Annotated in this window: 13 protein-coding genes and 3 tRNA genes; 1 reads left to right on the top strand and 15 read right to left on the bottom strand. The window is 63.4% G+C overall.

The annotated features are described in order from the left end of the window. Window positions 1-34: 34 nt before the first annotated feature. From nuoF to AUL30_RS17965, 8 genes are all read right to left on the bottom strand, one after another. Window positions 35-1,342, bottom strand: a complete 1,308-nt coding sequence (nuoF, locus tag AUL30_RS17930; protein ID WP_062229269.1) for an NADH-quinone oxidoreductase subunit NuoF — start codon at window positions 1,340-1,342, stop codon at window positions 35-37. A 10-nt stretch (window positions 1,343-1,352) separates the two neighbouring features. Further along, window positions 1,353-2,558, bottom strand: a complete 1,206-nt coding sequence (nuoE, locus tag AUL30_RS17935) for an NADH-quinone oxidoreductase subunit NuoE (RefSeq protein ID WP_062229270.1) — start codon at window positions 2,556-2,558, stop codon at window positions 1,353-1,355. 145 nt (window positions 2,559-2,703) lie between these two features. Next, window positions 2,704-3,894 (bottom strand): NADH-quinone oxidoreductase subunit D, encoded by a 1,191-nt coding sequence (locus AUL30_RS17940; RefSeq protein WP_062229271.1) that lies wholly within the window; start codon window positions 3,892-3,894, stop codon window positions 2,704-2,706. A 1-nt stretch (window position 3,895) separates the two neighbouring features. Next, entirely contained in the window at window positions 3,896-4,333 is a 438-nt protein-coding gene (locus AUL30_RS17945; protein ID WP_062229272.1) for a GFA family protein, read from the bottom strand. Window positions 4,334-4,335: 2 nt separating this feature from the next. Continuing rightward, window positions 4,336-4,926 (bottom strand): NADH-quinone oxidoreductase subunit C, encoded by a 591-nt coding sequence (locus AUL30_RS17950; RefSeq protein WP_062229273.1) that lies wholly within the window; start codon window positions 4,924-4,926, stop codon window positions 4,336-4,338. Window positions 4,927-4,935: 9 nt separating this feature from the next. After that, on the bottom strand, window positions 4,936-5,493 hold the full coding sequence (locus tag AUL30_RS17955) for a NuoB/complex I 20 kDa subunit family protein (RefSeq protein ID WP_062229274.1): 558 nt from the start codon (window positions 5,491-5,493) through the stop codon (window positions 4,936-4,938). Continuing rightward, on the bottom strand, window positions 5,484-5,849 hold the full coding sequence (locus AUL30_RS17960; RefSeq protein ID WP_062229334.1) for an NADH-quinone oxidoreductase subunit A: 366 nt from the start codon (window positions 5,847-5,849) through the stop codon (window positions 5,484-5,486). Before AUL30_RS17960 ends, AUL30_RS17955 begins: the two co-directional genes overlap by 10 nt. 311 nt (window positions 5,850-6,160) lie before the next feature. Then, window positions 6,161-6,237, bottom strand: a tRNA-Asp gene (locus AUL30_RS17965). A gap of 277 nt (window positions 6,238-6,514) precedes the next feature. On the opposite strand from AUL30_RS17965, the gene AUL30_RS17970 reads away from it, so the two are divergent. Then, window positions 6,515-6,590, top strand: a tRNA-Val gene (locus tag AUL30_RS17970). 458 nt (window positions 6,591-7,048) lie between these two features. On the opposite strand, the gene AUL30_RS17975 is transcribed toward AUL30_RS17970, so the two are convergent. From AUL30_RS17975 to AUL30_RS18005, 7 genes are all read right to left on the bottom strand, one after another. Continuing rightward, complete coding sequence (locus AUL30_RS17975; RefSeq protein ID WP_062229275.1) at window positions 7,049-7,378, bottom strand: hypothetical protein; 330 nt, start codon at window positions 7,376-7,378, stop codon at window positions 7,049-7,051. 255 nt (window positions 7,379-7,633) lie between these two features. Continuing rightward, window positions 7,634-7,912, bottom strand: a complete 279-nt coding sequence (gene hupB / locus AUL30_RS17980) for a DNA-binding protein HupB (protein ID WP_062229276.1) — start codon at window positions 7,910-7,912, stop codon at window positions 7,634-7,636. 168 nt (window positions 7,913-8,080) lie between these two features. Beyond that, on the bottom strand, window positions 8,081-10,495 hold the full coding sequence (gene lon / locus AUL30_RS17985) for an endopeptidase La (RefSeq protein WP_062229277.1): 2,415 nt from the start codon (window positions 10,493-10,495) through the stop codon (window positions 8,081-8,083). A 259-nt stretch (window positions 10,496-10,754) separates the two neighbouring features. Beyond that, the gene (clpX, locus tag AUL30_RS17990; protein WP_062229278.1) at window positions 10,755-12,023 is read right to left on the bottom strand and encodes an ATP-dependent Clp protease ATP-binding subunit ClpX; all 1,269 of its coding nucleotides are present in this window, start codon (window positions 12,021-12,023) and stop codon (window positions 10,755-10,757) included. A 200-nt stretch (window positions 12,024-12,223) separates the two neighbouring features. After that, a complete protein-coding gene (locus tag AUL30_RS17995; RefSeq protein ID WP_062229279.1) occupies window positions 12,224-12,868 on the bottom strand; it encodes an ATP-dependent Clp protease proteolytic subunit in 645 nt (214 codons plus the stop codon). A 238-nt stretch (window positions 12,869-13,106) separates the two neighbouring features. Further along, complete coding sequence (tig, locus tag AUL30_RS18000; RefSeq protein WP_062229280.1) at window positions 13,107-14,462, bottom strand: trigger factor; 1,356 nt, start codon at window positions 14,460-14,462, stop codon at window positions 13,107-13,109. An 83-nt stretch (window positions 14,463-14,545) separates the two neighbouring features. Then, window positions 14,546-14,630 (bottom strand) — tRNA-Leu (locus tag AUL30_RS18005). Between the last annotated feature and the right edge of the window lie 184 nt (window positions 14,631-14,814).

Below are 14,814 nucleotides of genomic sequence, written 5' to 3' on the forward strand. Positions count from 1 at the left end.
TGTCCGGCAGTGCTGTAGAGGCCGTAGCCGCTCGTTACTCCGCCGCTTCCAGGATCGGGCTGCGCCCGCTGGTGGCGTTCCGGGTGAATTCGTCGATGCGCCGCTCGATCTCCGGGCGGAAGTTGCGGATCAGGCCCTGGATCGGCCAGGCGGCCGCATCGCCCAGAGCACAGATCGTATGACCCTCGACCTGCTTGGTGATGTCCAGGAGCATGTCGATCTCGCGCTTCTGGGCGTTGCCCGTCACCATGCGCTCCATCAGACGCCACATCCAGCCCGTGCCTTCGCGGCATGGCGTGCACTGGCCGCAGCTCTCGTGCTTGAAGAAATAGGAGAGCCGCGCGATCGCCCGCACGATATCCGTGCTGCGATCCATCACGATCACGGCTGCCGTTCCGAAGGAAGACTTCACGCCGCGCAGACCGTCGAAATCCATCGGGCAGTCGATGATGTCTTCCGCCTTGACGACCGGGCAGGACGCGCCGCCGGGAATCACCGCCAGAAGATTGTCCCAACCGCCGCGCACGCCGCCGGCATGTTTCTCGACGAGTTCGCGGAAGGTGATGCCCATGGCCTCTTCCACCGTGCAGGGGCGTTCCACATGCCCCGACACCATGAAGAGCTTGGTGCCCACATTGTTCGGCCGGCCGATCCCGGCGAACCACGCGCCGCCCCGGCGCAGGATCGTCGGGGCAACGGCCACCGACTCGACATTGTTCACCGTCGTCGGGCAGCCATAGAGGCCCATATTGGCCGGGAATGGCGGCTTCAGGCGCGGCTGGCCCTTCTTGCCCTCCAGGCTTTCCAGAAGGGCCGTTTCCTCGCCGCAGATATAGGCGCCGGCGCCGTGATGGACGACGATGTCGAAATCCCAGCCGCACTTGTTGTCGAGGCCGAGGAGCCCTGCATCATAGCATTCGTCGATGGCAAGCTGCAGCGCCTCACGCTCGCGGATATATTCGCCGCGCACATAGATGAAGGCCTTGTGCGCACCCATGGCGAAACCCGCCAGGACACAGCCTTCGATCAGCGTGAAGGGGTCGTTGCGCAGGATCTCCCGGTCCTTGCAGGTTCCCGGCTCCGACTCGTCGGCATTGATGACGAGGTAATGGGGCCGCTCGCCCACTTCCTTGGGCATGAAGGACCATTTGAGGCCCGTCGGGAAGCCGGCGCCGCCACGGCCGCGCAGGCCGGACGCCTTCATCTCGTTGATGATCCAGTCGCGGCCCTTGGCGATGATGTCCTTGGTGCCGTCGAAATGGCCACGCGCCATGGCGCCCTTTAGGCTCTTGTCCCGAAGGCCGTAGATATTGGTGAAGATGCGGTCCTGGTCCTGCAACATCCGTCCGTCCTCACTTGCCCTTGTCGGCCAGATAGGCCCTGGCCTGATCCTGCCAGCCATCGCGCAGGCTGCGCCCGCCAAGGCCGAGGCGCTTGTCGACGGAGGCGAGTTCCGCCTGCGTGAAGTTCGCGACCTGCCGCAGATGATACACGCCGATCTCGTTCAAGGCGGCCTCGATCTTCGGGCCGACGCCGTTCAGGATCTTCAGATCGTCCGCATCGCCCGGCGCGTCCTTCAAAAGGCCGCCCGGCAGGCTTTCCGCCGGTGCGGACGCGCCGCTGTCAGCTGACTGCGCCGCACGCACTTCACCCGACTGGGCCCGGCTTTCGGCATCGACTTCTTTCTCGGCGGCGCCGGTCGGGCCGCCCTGCGTTCCGCCCGTCGTGGCAGATGCGCCATTGGTCGACGGGTCGGCGCTGGCGGCTTCCTCGACGGCCGGGTTCGTCTTGGCAGCTTCCGACGGGCCCTTGATCGTCGGGTCCGTCTCTTCCGCATGGGTGTCGACGCGCGCAGCCTCGGACGGGGCGACGCTAGCGGCTTCACCGGTCACGGATGCGCCCTCGGCCGGGCCGCCGGAATGGCGGTCGCCGATCTCGTCGTTATCGGCAAAGCTCGTCAGCGTCGTCGCGCCGCCGAAGGGCGCCGACAGGTGACGGTCGATCTGCGGGCCGGGCGCGATGGATGCGCCCTCCCCGCTCGCGAAGGCGTCGATGATCTCTTCCAGACGCTCGGGCGTCAGATCCTCGTAGGTATCCTTGAAGATCATGACCATCGGCGCGTTCACGCAGGCCCCGAGGCACTCCACCTCTTCCCAGGAAAGCGTCCCCTCGGCATTGCGGTGGAACTGGTCGTGGTGGATCTTGCGCTTGCAGACATCCTTCAGGGCATCGGCGCCGCGCAGGACGCAGGGCGTCGTGCCGCAGACCTGCACGTGGGCACGCGTGCCGACGGGCGCAAGCTGGAACTGGGTATAGAAGGTCGCCACCTCGAGCACGCGGATCAGCGGCATGTTCAGCCGCTCTGCCACGTGCTCGATGGCCGCGCGGGTCACCCAGCCTTCCTGCTCCTGCGCACGCATCAGCAGGGGAATGACCGCCGACTGCTGGCGGCCTTCGGGATACTTGCGGATCGTCTGGTCGACCCACGCTTCGTTATCGTTGGAGAAAGCGAAGCTGTGGGGCTGGACGGTTTCTTCCGCGAGACGCCTGACGGACATCGGACCTCTACTTCAGAACGGTTACAACGTTCCATGTTGCGGCGCGTTCTATCATAGAACGCGCAAAACGCCAGCGGCCGGAACCACATGGCAGGAGGATCGACCAAGGCCGCCCGGCAAGAAGGCCGGACGGTCGACGGATGGCTCAGCGATCGACTTCGCCGAACACGATATCGCACGAGCCGAGGACGGCCGACACGTCGGCCAACAAGTGCTTGCGGCACAGGAAATCCATGCCTGCGAGATGCGCGTAACCCGGAGCCTTGATTTTGCAGCGATAGGGCTTGTTCGTCCCGTCCGCAACCAGATACACGCCGAACTCGCCCTTGGGCGCTTCCACGGCGGCGTAGACTTCACCGGCCGGCACGTGGAAGCCTTCCGTATAGAGCTTGAAGTGGTGGATCAGCGCTTCCATCGAGCGCTTCATCTCGCCCCGCTTGGGCGGCACCACCTTGCCGTCGACCGCCGAGAACGGCCCCGAACGGTCACGTCCCGCCAGCCGCTCGACACACTGCTTCATGATTGAGGTGGACTGGCGCATCTCTTCCATACGGATCAGGTAGCGATCGTAGCAATCACCATTCTTGCCGATCGGAATGTCGAACTCCATCTCGGAGTAGCATTCGTAAGACTCACTCTTGCGCAGGTCCCAGGCGGCGCCCGAGCCGCGGACCATGACGCCCGAGAAGCCCATGGCCCATGCATCGTCCAGATCGACAACGCCGATGTCGACATTGCGCTGCTTGAAGATGCGGTTGCCGGTCAGAAGGTCGTCGATATCCTGCAGCCGTTTCAGGAACGGGTCGCACCATTCACCGATATCGTCGACGAGCTCGGGCGGCAGGTCCTGGTGGACGCCGCCTGGCCGGAAATAGGCCGCGTGCAGACGGGCTCCGCTGGCGCGCTCGTAGAAGACCATCAGCTTCTCGCGCTCTTCGAAGCCCCAGAGCGGCGGTGTCAGCGCGCCGACATCCATCGCCTGGGTGGTGACGTTCAGAAGATGGGAGAGGATACGCCCGATCTCACTGTAAAGAACGCGGATGAGCTGGCCGCGCATCGGCACCTCGACGCCCGTCAGCCGCTCGATGGCCAGGCAGAAGGCATGCTCCTGGTTCATCGGAGCTACGTAGTCCAGCCGGTCGAAATAGGGGATCGCCTGCAGATACGTCTTGTTTTCGATCAGCTTCTCGGTGCCGCGGTGCAGAAGGCCGATATGCGGATCGACCCGCTCGACGATCTCTCCGTCGAGCTCCAGGACGAGGCGCAGCACGCCGTGCGCCGCCGGATGCTGCGGGCCGAAGTTGATATTGAAATTGCGGACGTCGATTTCAGCCATATCAGGACCCCTGGCCCGACGCGAAGGCAGCCATGACTTGCGCCCCGGTCAGCTTGCGGGTGTCGTTCGCGAACGCGTAGAGACCCGGCTTTTCGTCAATGAAGATTTCCTCGGCGAAGCGGAACGGCGTTCCGTCGTCGAAGGCATGCAGCGACACCATGGTGGCGCTGCCGTCCTGCATCCGCCAGAACAGGCTGGTGCCGCAGTTGCCGCAGAACACCCGTTCGCCCCACTGCGACGAGGCGAAGGACTTGAGCGACGCCCCATCCTCGACCGCCACGTCCGTGCCACAGGGCACGCACATGAAGACGCCGCCGGACCATTTGCGGCACATGCCGCAGTGGCAGACATCCATCTCCAGCTTGGCTGGCGTGGCGGTGAAGCGGACCGCGCCGCACAGGCACCCGCCCCCCATGGGGCCGATCGGGTCTTCGGCCATCCTCAGTTCGCCTTCTCGTCTCCGGGAAGAACGTATTCGGGCCCTTCCCACGGTGACAGAAAGTCGAAGTTGCGAAACTCCTGCCGCAGTTCGACCGGCTCGTAGACCACGCGCTTCAGCTCTTCGTCGTAATGGACCTCGACGAAGCCGGTGAGCGGGAAGTCCTTGCGCAGCGGATGGCCCTCGAAGCCGTAATCCGTCAGGATCCGGCGCAGGTCCGGATGGCCGGAGAAGAGGATGCCATAGAGATCGAAGGCCTCCCGCTCGAACCAGTCGGCGCCGGAAAAGACCGGCGTGATGGAGGGAACGGCCACGTCCTCGGCGACGCGCAGCTTGACGCGGATCCGCTGGTTCAACCGCGGCGACAGGAGGTGATAGACCACCTCGAACCGCTCGGCCCGCTGCGGATAATCCACGCCGCACAGATCCACGAAGGCCTTGAACAGGCAGGAGGCATCGTCGCGCAGGAAGGTCAGCACCGGGACGATGTCGGCCGGTGCGACGCGCAGCGTCAGCTCCCCGAAGGTCAGGCTGGAATCACGCAGCCGGCCCGCAATGGGCGACTCGGCGAGATATTGTGCGAGTTCTTCCATGCCCGTCCCTCAACGCTCGATCGTGCCGGTCCGACGGATCTTCTTCTGCAGGAGAAGAACACCGTAGAGCAGCGCTTCGGCGGTCGGCGGGCAGCCGGGAACGTAGATATCGACCGGAACGACCCGGTCGCAGCCACGCACCACCGAATAGGAATAATGATAGTAGCCGCCGCCATTGGCGCAGGAGCCCATGGAGATGACGTAGCGCGGCTCCGGCATCTGGTCGTAGACCTTGCGCAGCGCCGGCGCCATCTTGTTGGTCAGCGTGCCGGCGACGATCATCACGTCCGACTGGCGGGGGCTGGCACGCGGTGCGAAGCCGAAACGCTCCGCATCGTAACGCGGCATCGACATCTGCATCATCTCGACGGCGCAGCAGGCCAGGCCGAAGGTCATCCACATCAGGGAGCCCGTTCGGGCCCACTGGATCAGATCCTCGGTCGAGGTGACGATGAAGCCCTTATCGGCGAGCTCGTTGTTGACATCGGTCACGAAAGGGTCCGACGCGGGCGCGACAGTCAGGTTCGACCGCTCAAGCACGCTGGAGGAGCTGTCGTTCAATCCCATTCGAGGGCGCCTTTCTTCCATTCATAGACGAAGCCGACCGTCAGGACGGCCAGGAAAACCATCATCGACCAGAAACCGGCCCAGCCAAGCTCTCCGAAGGTCGCAGCCCAGGGGAACAGGAATGCGACCTCGAGGTCGAAGATGATGAACAGGATCGACACGAGATAGAACCGGACGTCGAACTTCATGCGCGAGTCGTCGAAGGCGTTGAAGCCGCACTCGTAGGCCGACAGCTTCTCGTCATCGGGAGCTTTGAAAGCGAGCAGGAAAGGCGACACCAGAAGAGCGACGCCGATCAGGAGAGCCACCCCCACGAAGATGACGATCGGGAGATAGGAGGCGAGAAGTTCGTTCACCGGGATCAACCTTCCGAACCCTGGTCCAAATCTCAATCCAAGGGTTTGAATGCGCTTGGAAATTCAACGTGGACTTCAGATATATGCGGAGCCGCGATGCTGTTTTCAACCATTCGGCCGATACCGCAGCGCAATGCGATTGGGCGACGATTAGACCCTTCCTAAACTTCACGCAAGGGAGAGCGTGATCAAGTCTGGATCGCCGCGCCGTCCGGGAATTCATGCAGCCACTGGAACGCGAAACGAGCCGACCGTACACAGTGTTCCTGTGTCCGTTCGACTGTTTGCGTCTGATCTTCTCGGAGAGAAAATGGCGCGAGTGACGGGGCTCGAACCCGCGACCTCCGGCGTGACAGGCCGGCACTCTAACCGACTGAGCTACACCCGCGCTTTGCGCCGTCGACTGCTTGCGTCGGTGGCGTGAGCGGTCGTTTAAGGGACCCCCGTCCGGGTGTCAAGCGCCGCTTGTAATCGGACCAGCTTTTGTTTCCGGCCCATGAAAAAACAAGGACTTGGCAGGTTCGTCCAAAACCCGTCTTCCGCCACATCGCGCGGAATCACGAATCGAAACGGGCCGGGATTCGCATAGCTGGACGACGGACTTGCCAAATCACGCCCGAACCATTAGGCACATCCGCGCAGCCGACGATCCAGGCCGTTGCGCAGGGCGATTAGCTCAGTTGGTAGAGCGCCTCGTTTACACCGAGGATGTCGGGAGTTCGAGTCTCTCATCGCCCACCATTCGCCTGTAAGCGACACCGCGACGATCCTACTCATCCCTTGAGCCAGCAATGCCGCTTCGCCCGAACGGCTATCTGGTCGTGCCCTCGATGAGGCCGAGCTTGCCGCGACATGCATGGCCTGCGCCATGCTGGAAGTGCTTAGCTAGTTGCGAAGCTTACGCAGATGATTCTCGACCACGCGTTCGGACAGCCCAAGGTCAGGTCGAAGTTCGCCGCCGATAGGTCTCCCGCGCCTTTACCATCCCGACTCAAAGGCAGCCCTGTGGGGGACCCTGCCCCTCCGGGATGACGATGGCCGGAAAGTCGGCAGCCGATGCAAGACCCTCGACGATGTCCGAGGTTTTCGATGCCGCCGAATACCGGTCGAGATCGGCATGGGGTTGGCCGGTCAGACCTTTTCCTCCTTCGGCATGAGAAGGAATTCGAACTCGACCGGATTGCCAGACACGCCCACCGTCACACGACCGTGCGGCGGGCCGTTGGCCTGTGAAGCGGTGCTGGAGAATCGTCCCTGCGAGCGCGCCGTGCCCTGATGCCGACGTCGAGGCCCGTGACCGCGCCGGCCAAGGCCGCGCACAAGGCTGTGGCGAAGAGCGTCATGATGGCATTCTCGCTCATGGGATGATGGTGAAAGGCAAACCAGGCCGCCGTGTAGCCGCCGCTCCATCCCGCAAAGAAGGCCACCACAAAGGCCAGCACGGCGCCGAGCCTGCTTTGGGAGAGCCCACCCATGGCAGCCGCCATGGCGAAGGCAGTGGCCGTTCCAACTGCCGTGACCAGGATCATCGCGCTGTGGCCTCCCTGCCCCTTGCGGATCGGATCAGGAGACGGCCAGACAGACTTTGCGGCAAGCGGTCAGAATTGCGCAACCGACGGCGTCGAGAGTCGGTGGCCCCCTCCTGCCGGGTGCGGGAGACGGCAGCAAAAAGGGGCGGCCGCTCAGGCGACCACCCCTTTCGATGAAGGACGTCAAAGGCACCAGACGCGGCAGTGTCGCCGCGTCGGCGTGGCGCGGCGCTAGGCCTCGCGCCGAAGAACGGCTCAACGCTTGTTGACGGCGTCCTTCAGGCCCTTGCCGGGCGTGAACTTGGGAACGTTGCGAGCCGGAATGTCGACCTCGGCACCCGTCGACGGGTTACGGCCCTTGCTCGCTTCACGATGCGAGACGGAGAAGGTGCCAAAACCGACGAGGCGAAGATCGTCGCCACCCGACAGGGCGGACTCGATCGACGTGAAGACCGCGTCCACGGCTTCCGTCGCCTGCTGCTTGCTCAGGCCGGCCTTCTCGGCCACGGCGGAAACGAGTTCGTTCTTGTTCATATGAAACCCTCCTAATAGCGGTGCACCGCACCGATTGGTCGGAGACGATGGTCAAATCCAGTCGATCATTCAAGCGCGAATAGGCTGAAAACCCCGGAAAACTGGCCTTTCAGTACAAAAATGCCGCCCGGAGGCGGCATTTTCGATGCTCTGTGGCGCAAATATGGCCTAGTGCGCTGTCGTTGTGGCGCCGTCCGAACCGGATTCGGGTGCCGGAAGCGGGTGCGCCGACTCATCCCATTCGATCCGCTCCGGCATGCGCACCAGCGCATGCTGCAGGACTTCGCCGATGCGCGACACCGGAATGATATCCAGACTGTTCTTCACATTGTCCGGAATATCGACCAGGTCCTTGGCATTGTCCTCCGGGATCAGCACCGTCTTGATGCCGCCGCGCAGGGCCGCCAGGAGCTTTTCCTTCAGGCCACCGATCGGAAGAACGCGGCCACGCAGGGTGATCTCACCCGTCATCGCCACGTCCCGCCGGACCGGAATACCGGTCATGACGGAGATGATCGACGTCGCCATGGCAACACCGGCCGAGGGCCCATCCTTCGGGGTCGCCCCTTCGGGAACATGGACGTGGATGTCGCGCCGGTCGAAGAGCGGCGGCTCGATCCCGTAATCGACGGCACGGCTGCGCACGAAGGACGCGGCGGCCGAGATCGATTCCTTCATCACGTCCCGCAGATTGCCGGTGACGGTCATCTTGCCCTTGCCCGGCATCATGACGCCTTCGATCGTCAGCAGTTCGCCGCCGACTTCCGTCCAGGCAAGCCCCGTCACGACACCGACCTGATCGTCGCTTTCCGCCTCGCCATAGCGGTAGCGCGGAACGCCGAGATAGTCGGCAAGGTTCTCCGCCGTCACGTCGACGCGGGTGATCTCGCCCTTCAGGATCCGCGTCACGGCCTTGCGCGCCAGGGTCATCAGCTCACGCTCATAGGAGCGCACGCCGGCTTCCCGCGTGTAGCGCCGGGCGATCTCCCGCAGGGCATCCTCGCCCACCGTGAACTCGTCCGGCTTCAACGCATGGTCGCGTATGGCCTTGGGCAGGAGGTGCCGCTTGGCGATCTCGACCTTCTCATCCTCGGTGTAACCGGCAATACGGATAATCTCCATGCGGTCCATGAGCGGGCCGGGAATGTTCAGCGTATTGGCCGTCGTCACGAACATGACCGAGGACAGATCGAACTCGACCTCGAGGTAATGATCCATGAAGGTCGCGTTCTGCTCGGGGTCCAGCACCTCCAGGAGCGCCGATGACGGATCGCCACGGTAGTCCTGGCCGAGCTTGTCGATCTCGTCCAGGAGGAAGAGCGGGTTGGCCCGCTTGGCCTTCTTCATGGACTGGATCACCTTGCCCGGCATGGAGCCGATATAGGTCCGGCGATGGCCGCGGATCTCGGCCTCGTCGCGCACGCCGCCCAGGGCAACGCGCACATATTCGCGGCCCGTCGCCTTGGCGATGGACTTGGCGAGCGAGGTCTTGCCGACGCCCGGAGGGCCGACCAGGCAGAGGATCGGACCCTTCAGCTTGGACTGGCGGCTCTGGACGGCCAGATACTCGACGATCCGCTCCTTGACCTTATCGAGGCCGTAATGCTCCGCGTCGAGGATCTCTTCCGCCTTGTGCAGATCGATCTTCGTGCGGGACAGCTTGCCCCAGGGCAGGCCCAGCAGCCAGTCGAGGTAGTTGCGCACGACGGTCGCCTCGGCGGACATGGGGCTCATCTGCCGCAGCTTCTTCAGCTCGGCATTGGCCTTCTCCTTGCCCTCCTTGGACAGGCGCGTCTTCTTGATGCGCTCCTCGATCTCGGCCATCTCGTCGCGGCCTTCCTCGCCGTCGCCGAGCTCCTTCTGGATCGCCTTCATCTGCTCGTTCAGGTAGTACTCGCGCTGGGTCTTTTCCATCTGGCGCTTGACGCGCGAGCGGATGCGCTTCTCCACCTGCAGGACGGAGATCTCCGACTCCATGAAGGCCAGGGCCTTTTCCAGGCGCGCGCGCACGCCCACCAGCGACAGCATCTCCTGCTTTTCGGAGATCTTGATCGCGAGGTGCGAGGCCACCGTGTCCGCAAGCTTGGAGTAGTCGTCGATCTGGCTGGCCGCACCGACCACCTCAGGCGAGATCTTCTTGTTAAGCTTCACGTAGTTTTCGAACTCGGCGATGACCGAGCGCGCCAGAGCCTCGATCTCGACCGGGTCCTCGTCGATCGGCGGGACGGTCGTGGCGATCGCCTCGTGCCAATCGGACCGATCGGTGAAGCGCTCGATGCGCGCGCGGGAGACGCCTTCCACCAGCACCTTCACCGTGCCATCGGGCAGCTTCAGAAGCTGCAGCACGTTGGCCAGGGTGCCGATCTCGTAGATGGCATCGGGCGTCGGGTCTTCGTCCGTCGCGTTGCGCTGCGTGGCCAGCAGGATCTGCTTGTCCGCGCCCATCACCTCTTCCAGAGCCTTGATGGACTTTTCGCGCCCCACGAACAGCGGCACGATCATGTGCGGAAATACGACGATGTCGCGCAAGGGGAGCACGGGATGCTGCATCTGTGCCGCCGATGTCGTCTGGTCGTTGGACATGAACTTTCCTTTCTGCGGCTGTGCCGCCCGGAGCCGATAGGCTGCGCCTTTTTTGAAAGCACGCGGCGTATCGCTCAATTCCCTGTCAATGTGGGCCCCCACGGGGGTTTATTCAAGCTGTGCCGCACTGCAAACGCCTGCGCCACGGCACCGATTTGCAGGGCCTTGCGCCCTGCCCGTCGCAGCGTGTGACGCAAAAAGGCCCGCGCCGGGCGGAATGCTCGACGCGGGCCCTGACCGGCAGGAAGGAATGGCAGCGTCAGGCGCTGACATTCTCCTTTTCGTCGGTGCGCTCCGCGTAGATGTAGAGCGGGCGTGCATTGCCCTCGATCACATCCTCCGAGATCACGACCTCCTGAACGCCTTCCAGCGTCGGCAGGTCGAACATCGTATCGAGCAGCATGGCTTCCATGATCGACCGAAGGCCGCGGGCCCCGGTCTTGCGCTCGATGGCCTTGCGGGCGATCGCCTTGAGCGCGTCCTCGTGGAAGGACAGTTCGACATTCTCCATCTCGAAGAGGCGCTGATACTGTTTCACCAGCGCGTTCTTGGGCTGAACCAGGATCTGGACCAGCGCCACCTCGTCGAGGTCCTCCAGCGTCGCCAGAACCGGGAGGCGGCCGACGAATTCGGGGATGAGACCGAACTTCAGCAGATCCTCCGGCTCGACCTGGCGGAAGAGTTCGCCCGTACGCCGGTCCTCCGGCGACAGGACGTTGGCGTTGAAGCCGATGGACGTCTTGCGGCCACGGTCCGAGATGATCCGGTCCAGGCCCGCGAAGGCGCCGCCGCAGATGAACAGGATGTTCGCCGTATCCACCTGCAGGAACTCCTGCTGCGGATGCTTCCGGCCACCCTGCGGCGGCACGGAGGCGACGGTGCCTTCCATGATCTTCAGAAGCGCCTGCTGGACGCCCTCGCCCGACACGTCGCGCGTGATGGACGGGTTGTCCGACTTGCGGCTGATCTTGTCGATCTCGTCGATATAGACAATGCCGCGCTGCGCCCGCTCGACATTGTAGTCCGCGGACTGGAGCAGCTTCAGAATAATGTTCTCGACGTCCTCGCCCACGTAACCGGCCTCGGTCAGCGTGGTGGCGTCGGCCATGGTGAAGGGCACATCCAGGATGCGCGCCAGCGTCTGTGCCAGCAGCGTCTTGCCGCAGCCGGTCGGGCCGATCAGAAGGATGTTCGACTTCGCCAGTTCGACGTCGTTGTTCTTCGCCGCGTGGGCCAGCCGCTTGTAATGGTTGTGGACCGCAACGGAGAGGACCTTCTTGGCGAAGGACTGGCCGATCACGTAATCATCGAGCACCGCGATGATTTCCTGGGGGGTCGGCACGCCTTCCCGCGACTTCACCATGGAAGACTTGTTCTCTTCCCGGATGATGTCCATGCACAGCTCGACGCATTCGTCGCAGATGAACACGGTCGGCCCCGCAATCAGCTTGCGGACCTCATGCTGGCTCTTTCCGCAGAAAGAGCAATAGAGCGTGTTCTTGGAGTCGCCGCCGCTGACCTTGCTCATGTTCCGTTCCTTCCGCTCAGGAGCCGCCCCGAAGGGTGACTCCATAGGGTGGGTGCGGCCTGAAACTATGCGTTTCCAACACCACCCACAATATGACCTTGCGGCCAATGCCGCATTCCAATCGGCGAATGTGACAGTTTTGCTCCCGCAGCATAAACCGCCGGAGCTTGACCCATCCTTGCCGCAGCTGGGCCGTCTTTTTAGGCCTTGTCGCTCTTGGCGATCGCACCCTCCAGCGCATCGCGCGAGGAGTAGACCTTGTCGATGAGGCCGAAGGAAAGCGCTTCCTCCGCCGTCATGAAGTGGTCACGGTCAAGCGTGCGTTCAATGGTCTCGTAATCCTGGCCCGTATGCTGGACGTAGACTTCGTTCAGGCGCCGCTTGAGCTTGATGATATCCTGCGCGTGCCGCTCGATGTCCGATGCCTGCCCAGAGAAGCCGCCCGACGGCTGGTGCACCATGATGCGGGCATTGGGCGTGGCGAAGCGCATGTCCTTGTGGCCGGCGCACAGGAGCAGCGAGCCCATCGATGCCGCCTGGCCGATGCACAGCGTGGCGACGGCGGGCTTGATGAACTGCATCGTGTCGTAGATGGCCATGCCGCTCGTCACCACGCCGCCCGGCGAGTTGATGTAGAGCGAGATTTCCTTCTTCGGATTCTCCGCTTCCAGGAAGAGGAGCTGGGCGCAGACCAGCGTCGCCATGGAATCCTCGATCGGACCCGTCACGAAAATGATCCGCTCCTTCAGGAGCCGGGAGAAAATGTCGTAGGCCCGTTCACCACGATTGGTCTGCTCGACCACCATCGGGACCAGGTTCAGGGCGGTTTCCAAAGGGTGCTTCATAGAAAAAAGGCTTCCGTCCTCGTTGTCCTTCCCGGCGATCGTGACCGGAAAGCCAGAATCACAACGGGAAGCATCTTACCCGTAGATAGGGCTGATCTTGCACCGAGTGCAAGACGGGGGCCGCCCTGCCCTGTCCCGCCGCTTGCGCGCGGGTGTGCGGGAGGTGCGAGAAAACGAATCGGCCCCCGGGGCGCCGATGCATCCCGGGGGCCGATTGCAAAGGATGGGCGTCGTCGCGTCAGGCGGCGGCGCTTTCGTCCTCGTCTTCCTTCATCAGCTCTTCACGCGTCACCGTCTTGTCGGTCACAGCGACGGTGGCGAGCAGATGATCGACGACCTTTTCCTCGTAGATCGGCGCGCGCAGGCTCTGGATCGCCTCCGGCGTCTTGCGGAAGTAGTCGTAGACCTGCTGTTCCTGGCCGGGATACTGGCGGACCTGCTCGAACAGGGCGCGCTGCAGTTCCTCGTCGGAAATGGTCACGCCGGCCTTCTCGCCGATCTCGGACAGGACCAGACCGAGGCGGACGCGGCGCTCGGCCAGCTTGCGGTAGTCCGCACGGGCCTTCTCTTCCGTCGTGTCTTCGTCCTCGAAGGTCTTGCCGCTCTGCTCGAGCTCACGGCTGACCTGGGTCCAGATGTTGTCGAACTCCGCCTCGACGAGCTTTTCCGGCAGCGGGAAATCATACTCGCCGTCGAGCGCGTCCAGGAGCTGGCGCTTGACCTTCTGGCGCGTCATCGTGCCGAACTGGCTCTCGATCTGGCCACGCACGATCTCACGCAGCTTGTCGATGGATTCGAGGCCGAGCTTCTTGGCCATCTCGTCGTCCAGCTCCAGCGCGCCGGGAGCGGCGACGGCCTTCACCGTCACGTCGAAGACGGCGTCCTTGCCGGCCAGGTGGCTGGCCCCGTATTCCTCGGGGAAGGTCACCTTCACTTCCAGCGTGTCACCGGCCTTGGCGCCGATCAGCTGGTCCTCGAAGCCGGGGATGAACTGGCCCGATCCGAGCACGAGGCTGGAATCCTCGGCCGTGCCGCCCTGGAAGGCTTCGCCATCGACCTTGCCGACGAAATCCATGGTGACGCGGTCACCGCTCTCTGCGGCGCCGTCCTTGTCTTCGAAGGTGCGGGCGTTCTCGGCGATGCGCTTGACCTGCTCCTCGACCTCATCCTCCGAAACGTCCACGACGGGACGCTCGATGGCGATCCCGGACGTGTCCTTGATCTCGAAGGTCGGGAGGGTCTCGTAGCGCAGCGTGAACTTGAAGTCGCTGCCGCCGGCCAGGACCTTCTCGGCCTCGCCCTCGTCCTCGCTCATGGCCACTTCCGGCTGCATGGCGGAACGCTCGTTGCGCTCGGCGATGACCTTGCGCGGCGTCTCGTTCAGGATCTGGTTGATGATCTCCGCCATCAGCGAACGGCCGTAGGTCTTGCGCAGGTGAGCGACCGGCACCTTACCGGGGCGGAAGCCCTTCAGCTTGACCTGGTCCTTCGTTTCAAAGAGGCGGGTCTGAAGCCGTGCCTCAAGGTCCGAAGCCGGCACGACGACCTCGATCTCGCGCTTAAGGCCCTCGGCCTTGGTTTCCGTTACCTGCATTCTAAACCCTTCGATCTCTCAGGTTGGCCGACGACGGCCGTCGCGGCACTCTTGTCACATTATATGACGGAAACTCAAGGCGCTGGTGCGGGTGGAGGGACTCGAACCCCCACACCATCAGGCGCTAGAACCTAAATCTAGTGCGTCTACCAATTCCGCCACACCCGCATCGCGCCGGACCCGTCGCGCGGCGCGCGTCTCTATATCATCGCTGAAGAATGGGTCAAATCGAAACTCTGGCGCGGTGCCCGCGCGATCCATGTTGCGTTGCACACCTCGCAAGGCAGCTATGCAGATTGCGCTCTGGTGCCGGGCACGGCCACTGGCTACATTCCAATCATCGAAGCGGCGG

Origin of the sequence: Aureimonas frigidaquae (assembly GCF_001463905.1) — a bacterium.
Classification (GTDB): Bacteria; Pseudomonadota; Alphaproteobacteria; order Rhizobiales; family Rhizobiaceae; genus Aureimonas; species Aureimonas frigidaquae.

What these genes read in the sequence shown, in the direction of transcription:
- nuoF (WP_062229269.1), bottom strand. Translation starts at nt 1,342, where the DNA reads ATGTTGCAGGACCAGGACCGCATCTTCACCAATATCTACGGCCTTCGG.
- nuoE (WP_062229270.1), bottom strand. Translation starts at nt 2,558, where the DNA reads ATGTCCGTCAGGCGTCTCGCGGAAGAAACCGTCCAGCCCCACAGCTTC.
- AUL30_RS17940 (WP_062229271.1), bottom strand. Translation starts at nt 3,894, where the DNA reads ATGGCTGAAATCGACGTCCGCAATTTCAATATCAACTTCGGCCCGCAG.
- AUL30_RS17945 (WP_062229272.1), bottom strand. Translation starts at nt 4,333, where the DNA reads ATGGCCGAAGACCCGATCGGCCCCATGGGGGGCGGGTGCCTGTGCGGC.
- AUL30_RS17950 (WP_062229273.1), bottom strand. Translation starts at nt 4,926, where the DNA reads ATGGAAGAACTCGCACAATATCTCGCCGAGTCGCCCATTGCGGGCCGG.
- AUL30_RS17955 (WP_062229274.1), bottom strand. Translation starts at nt 5,493, where the DNA reads ATGGGATTGAACGACAGCTCCTCCAGCGTGCTTGAGCGGTCGAACCTG.
- AUL30_RS17975 (WP_062229275.1), bottom strand. Translation starts at nt 7,378, where the DNA reads ATGATCCTGGTCACGGCAGTTGGAACGGCCACTGCCTTCGCCATGGCG.
- hupB (WP_062229276.1), bottom strand. Translation starts at nt 7,912, where the DNA reads ATGAACAAGAACGAACTCGTTTCCGCCGTGGCCGAGAAGGCCGGCCTG.
- lon (WP_062229277.1), bottom strand. Translation starts at nt 10,495, where the DNA reads ATGTCCAACGACCAGACGACATCGGCGGCACAGATGCAGCATCCCGTG.
- clpX (WP_062229278.1), bottom strand. Translation starts at nt 12,023, where the DNA reads ATGAGCAAGGTCAGCGGCGGCGACTCCAAGAACACGCTCTATTGCTCT.
- AUL30_RS17995 (WP_062229279.1), bottom strand. Translation starts at nt 12,868, where the DNA reads ATGAAGCACCCTTTGGAAACCGCCCTGAACCTGGTCCCGATGGTGGTC.
- tig (WP_062229280.1), bottom strand. Translation starts at nt 14,462, where the DNA reads ATGCAGGTAACGGAAACCAAGGCCGAGGGCCTTAAGCGCGAGATCGAG.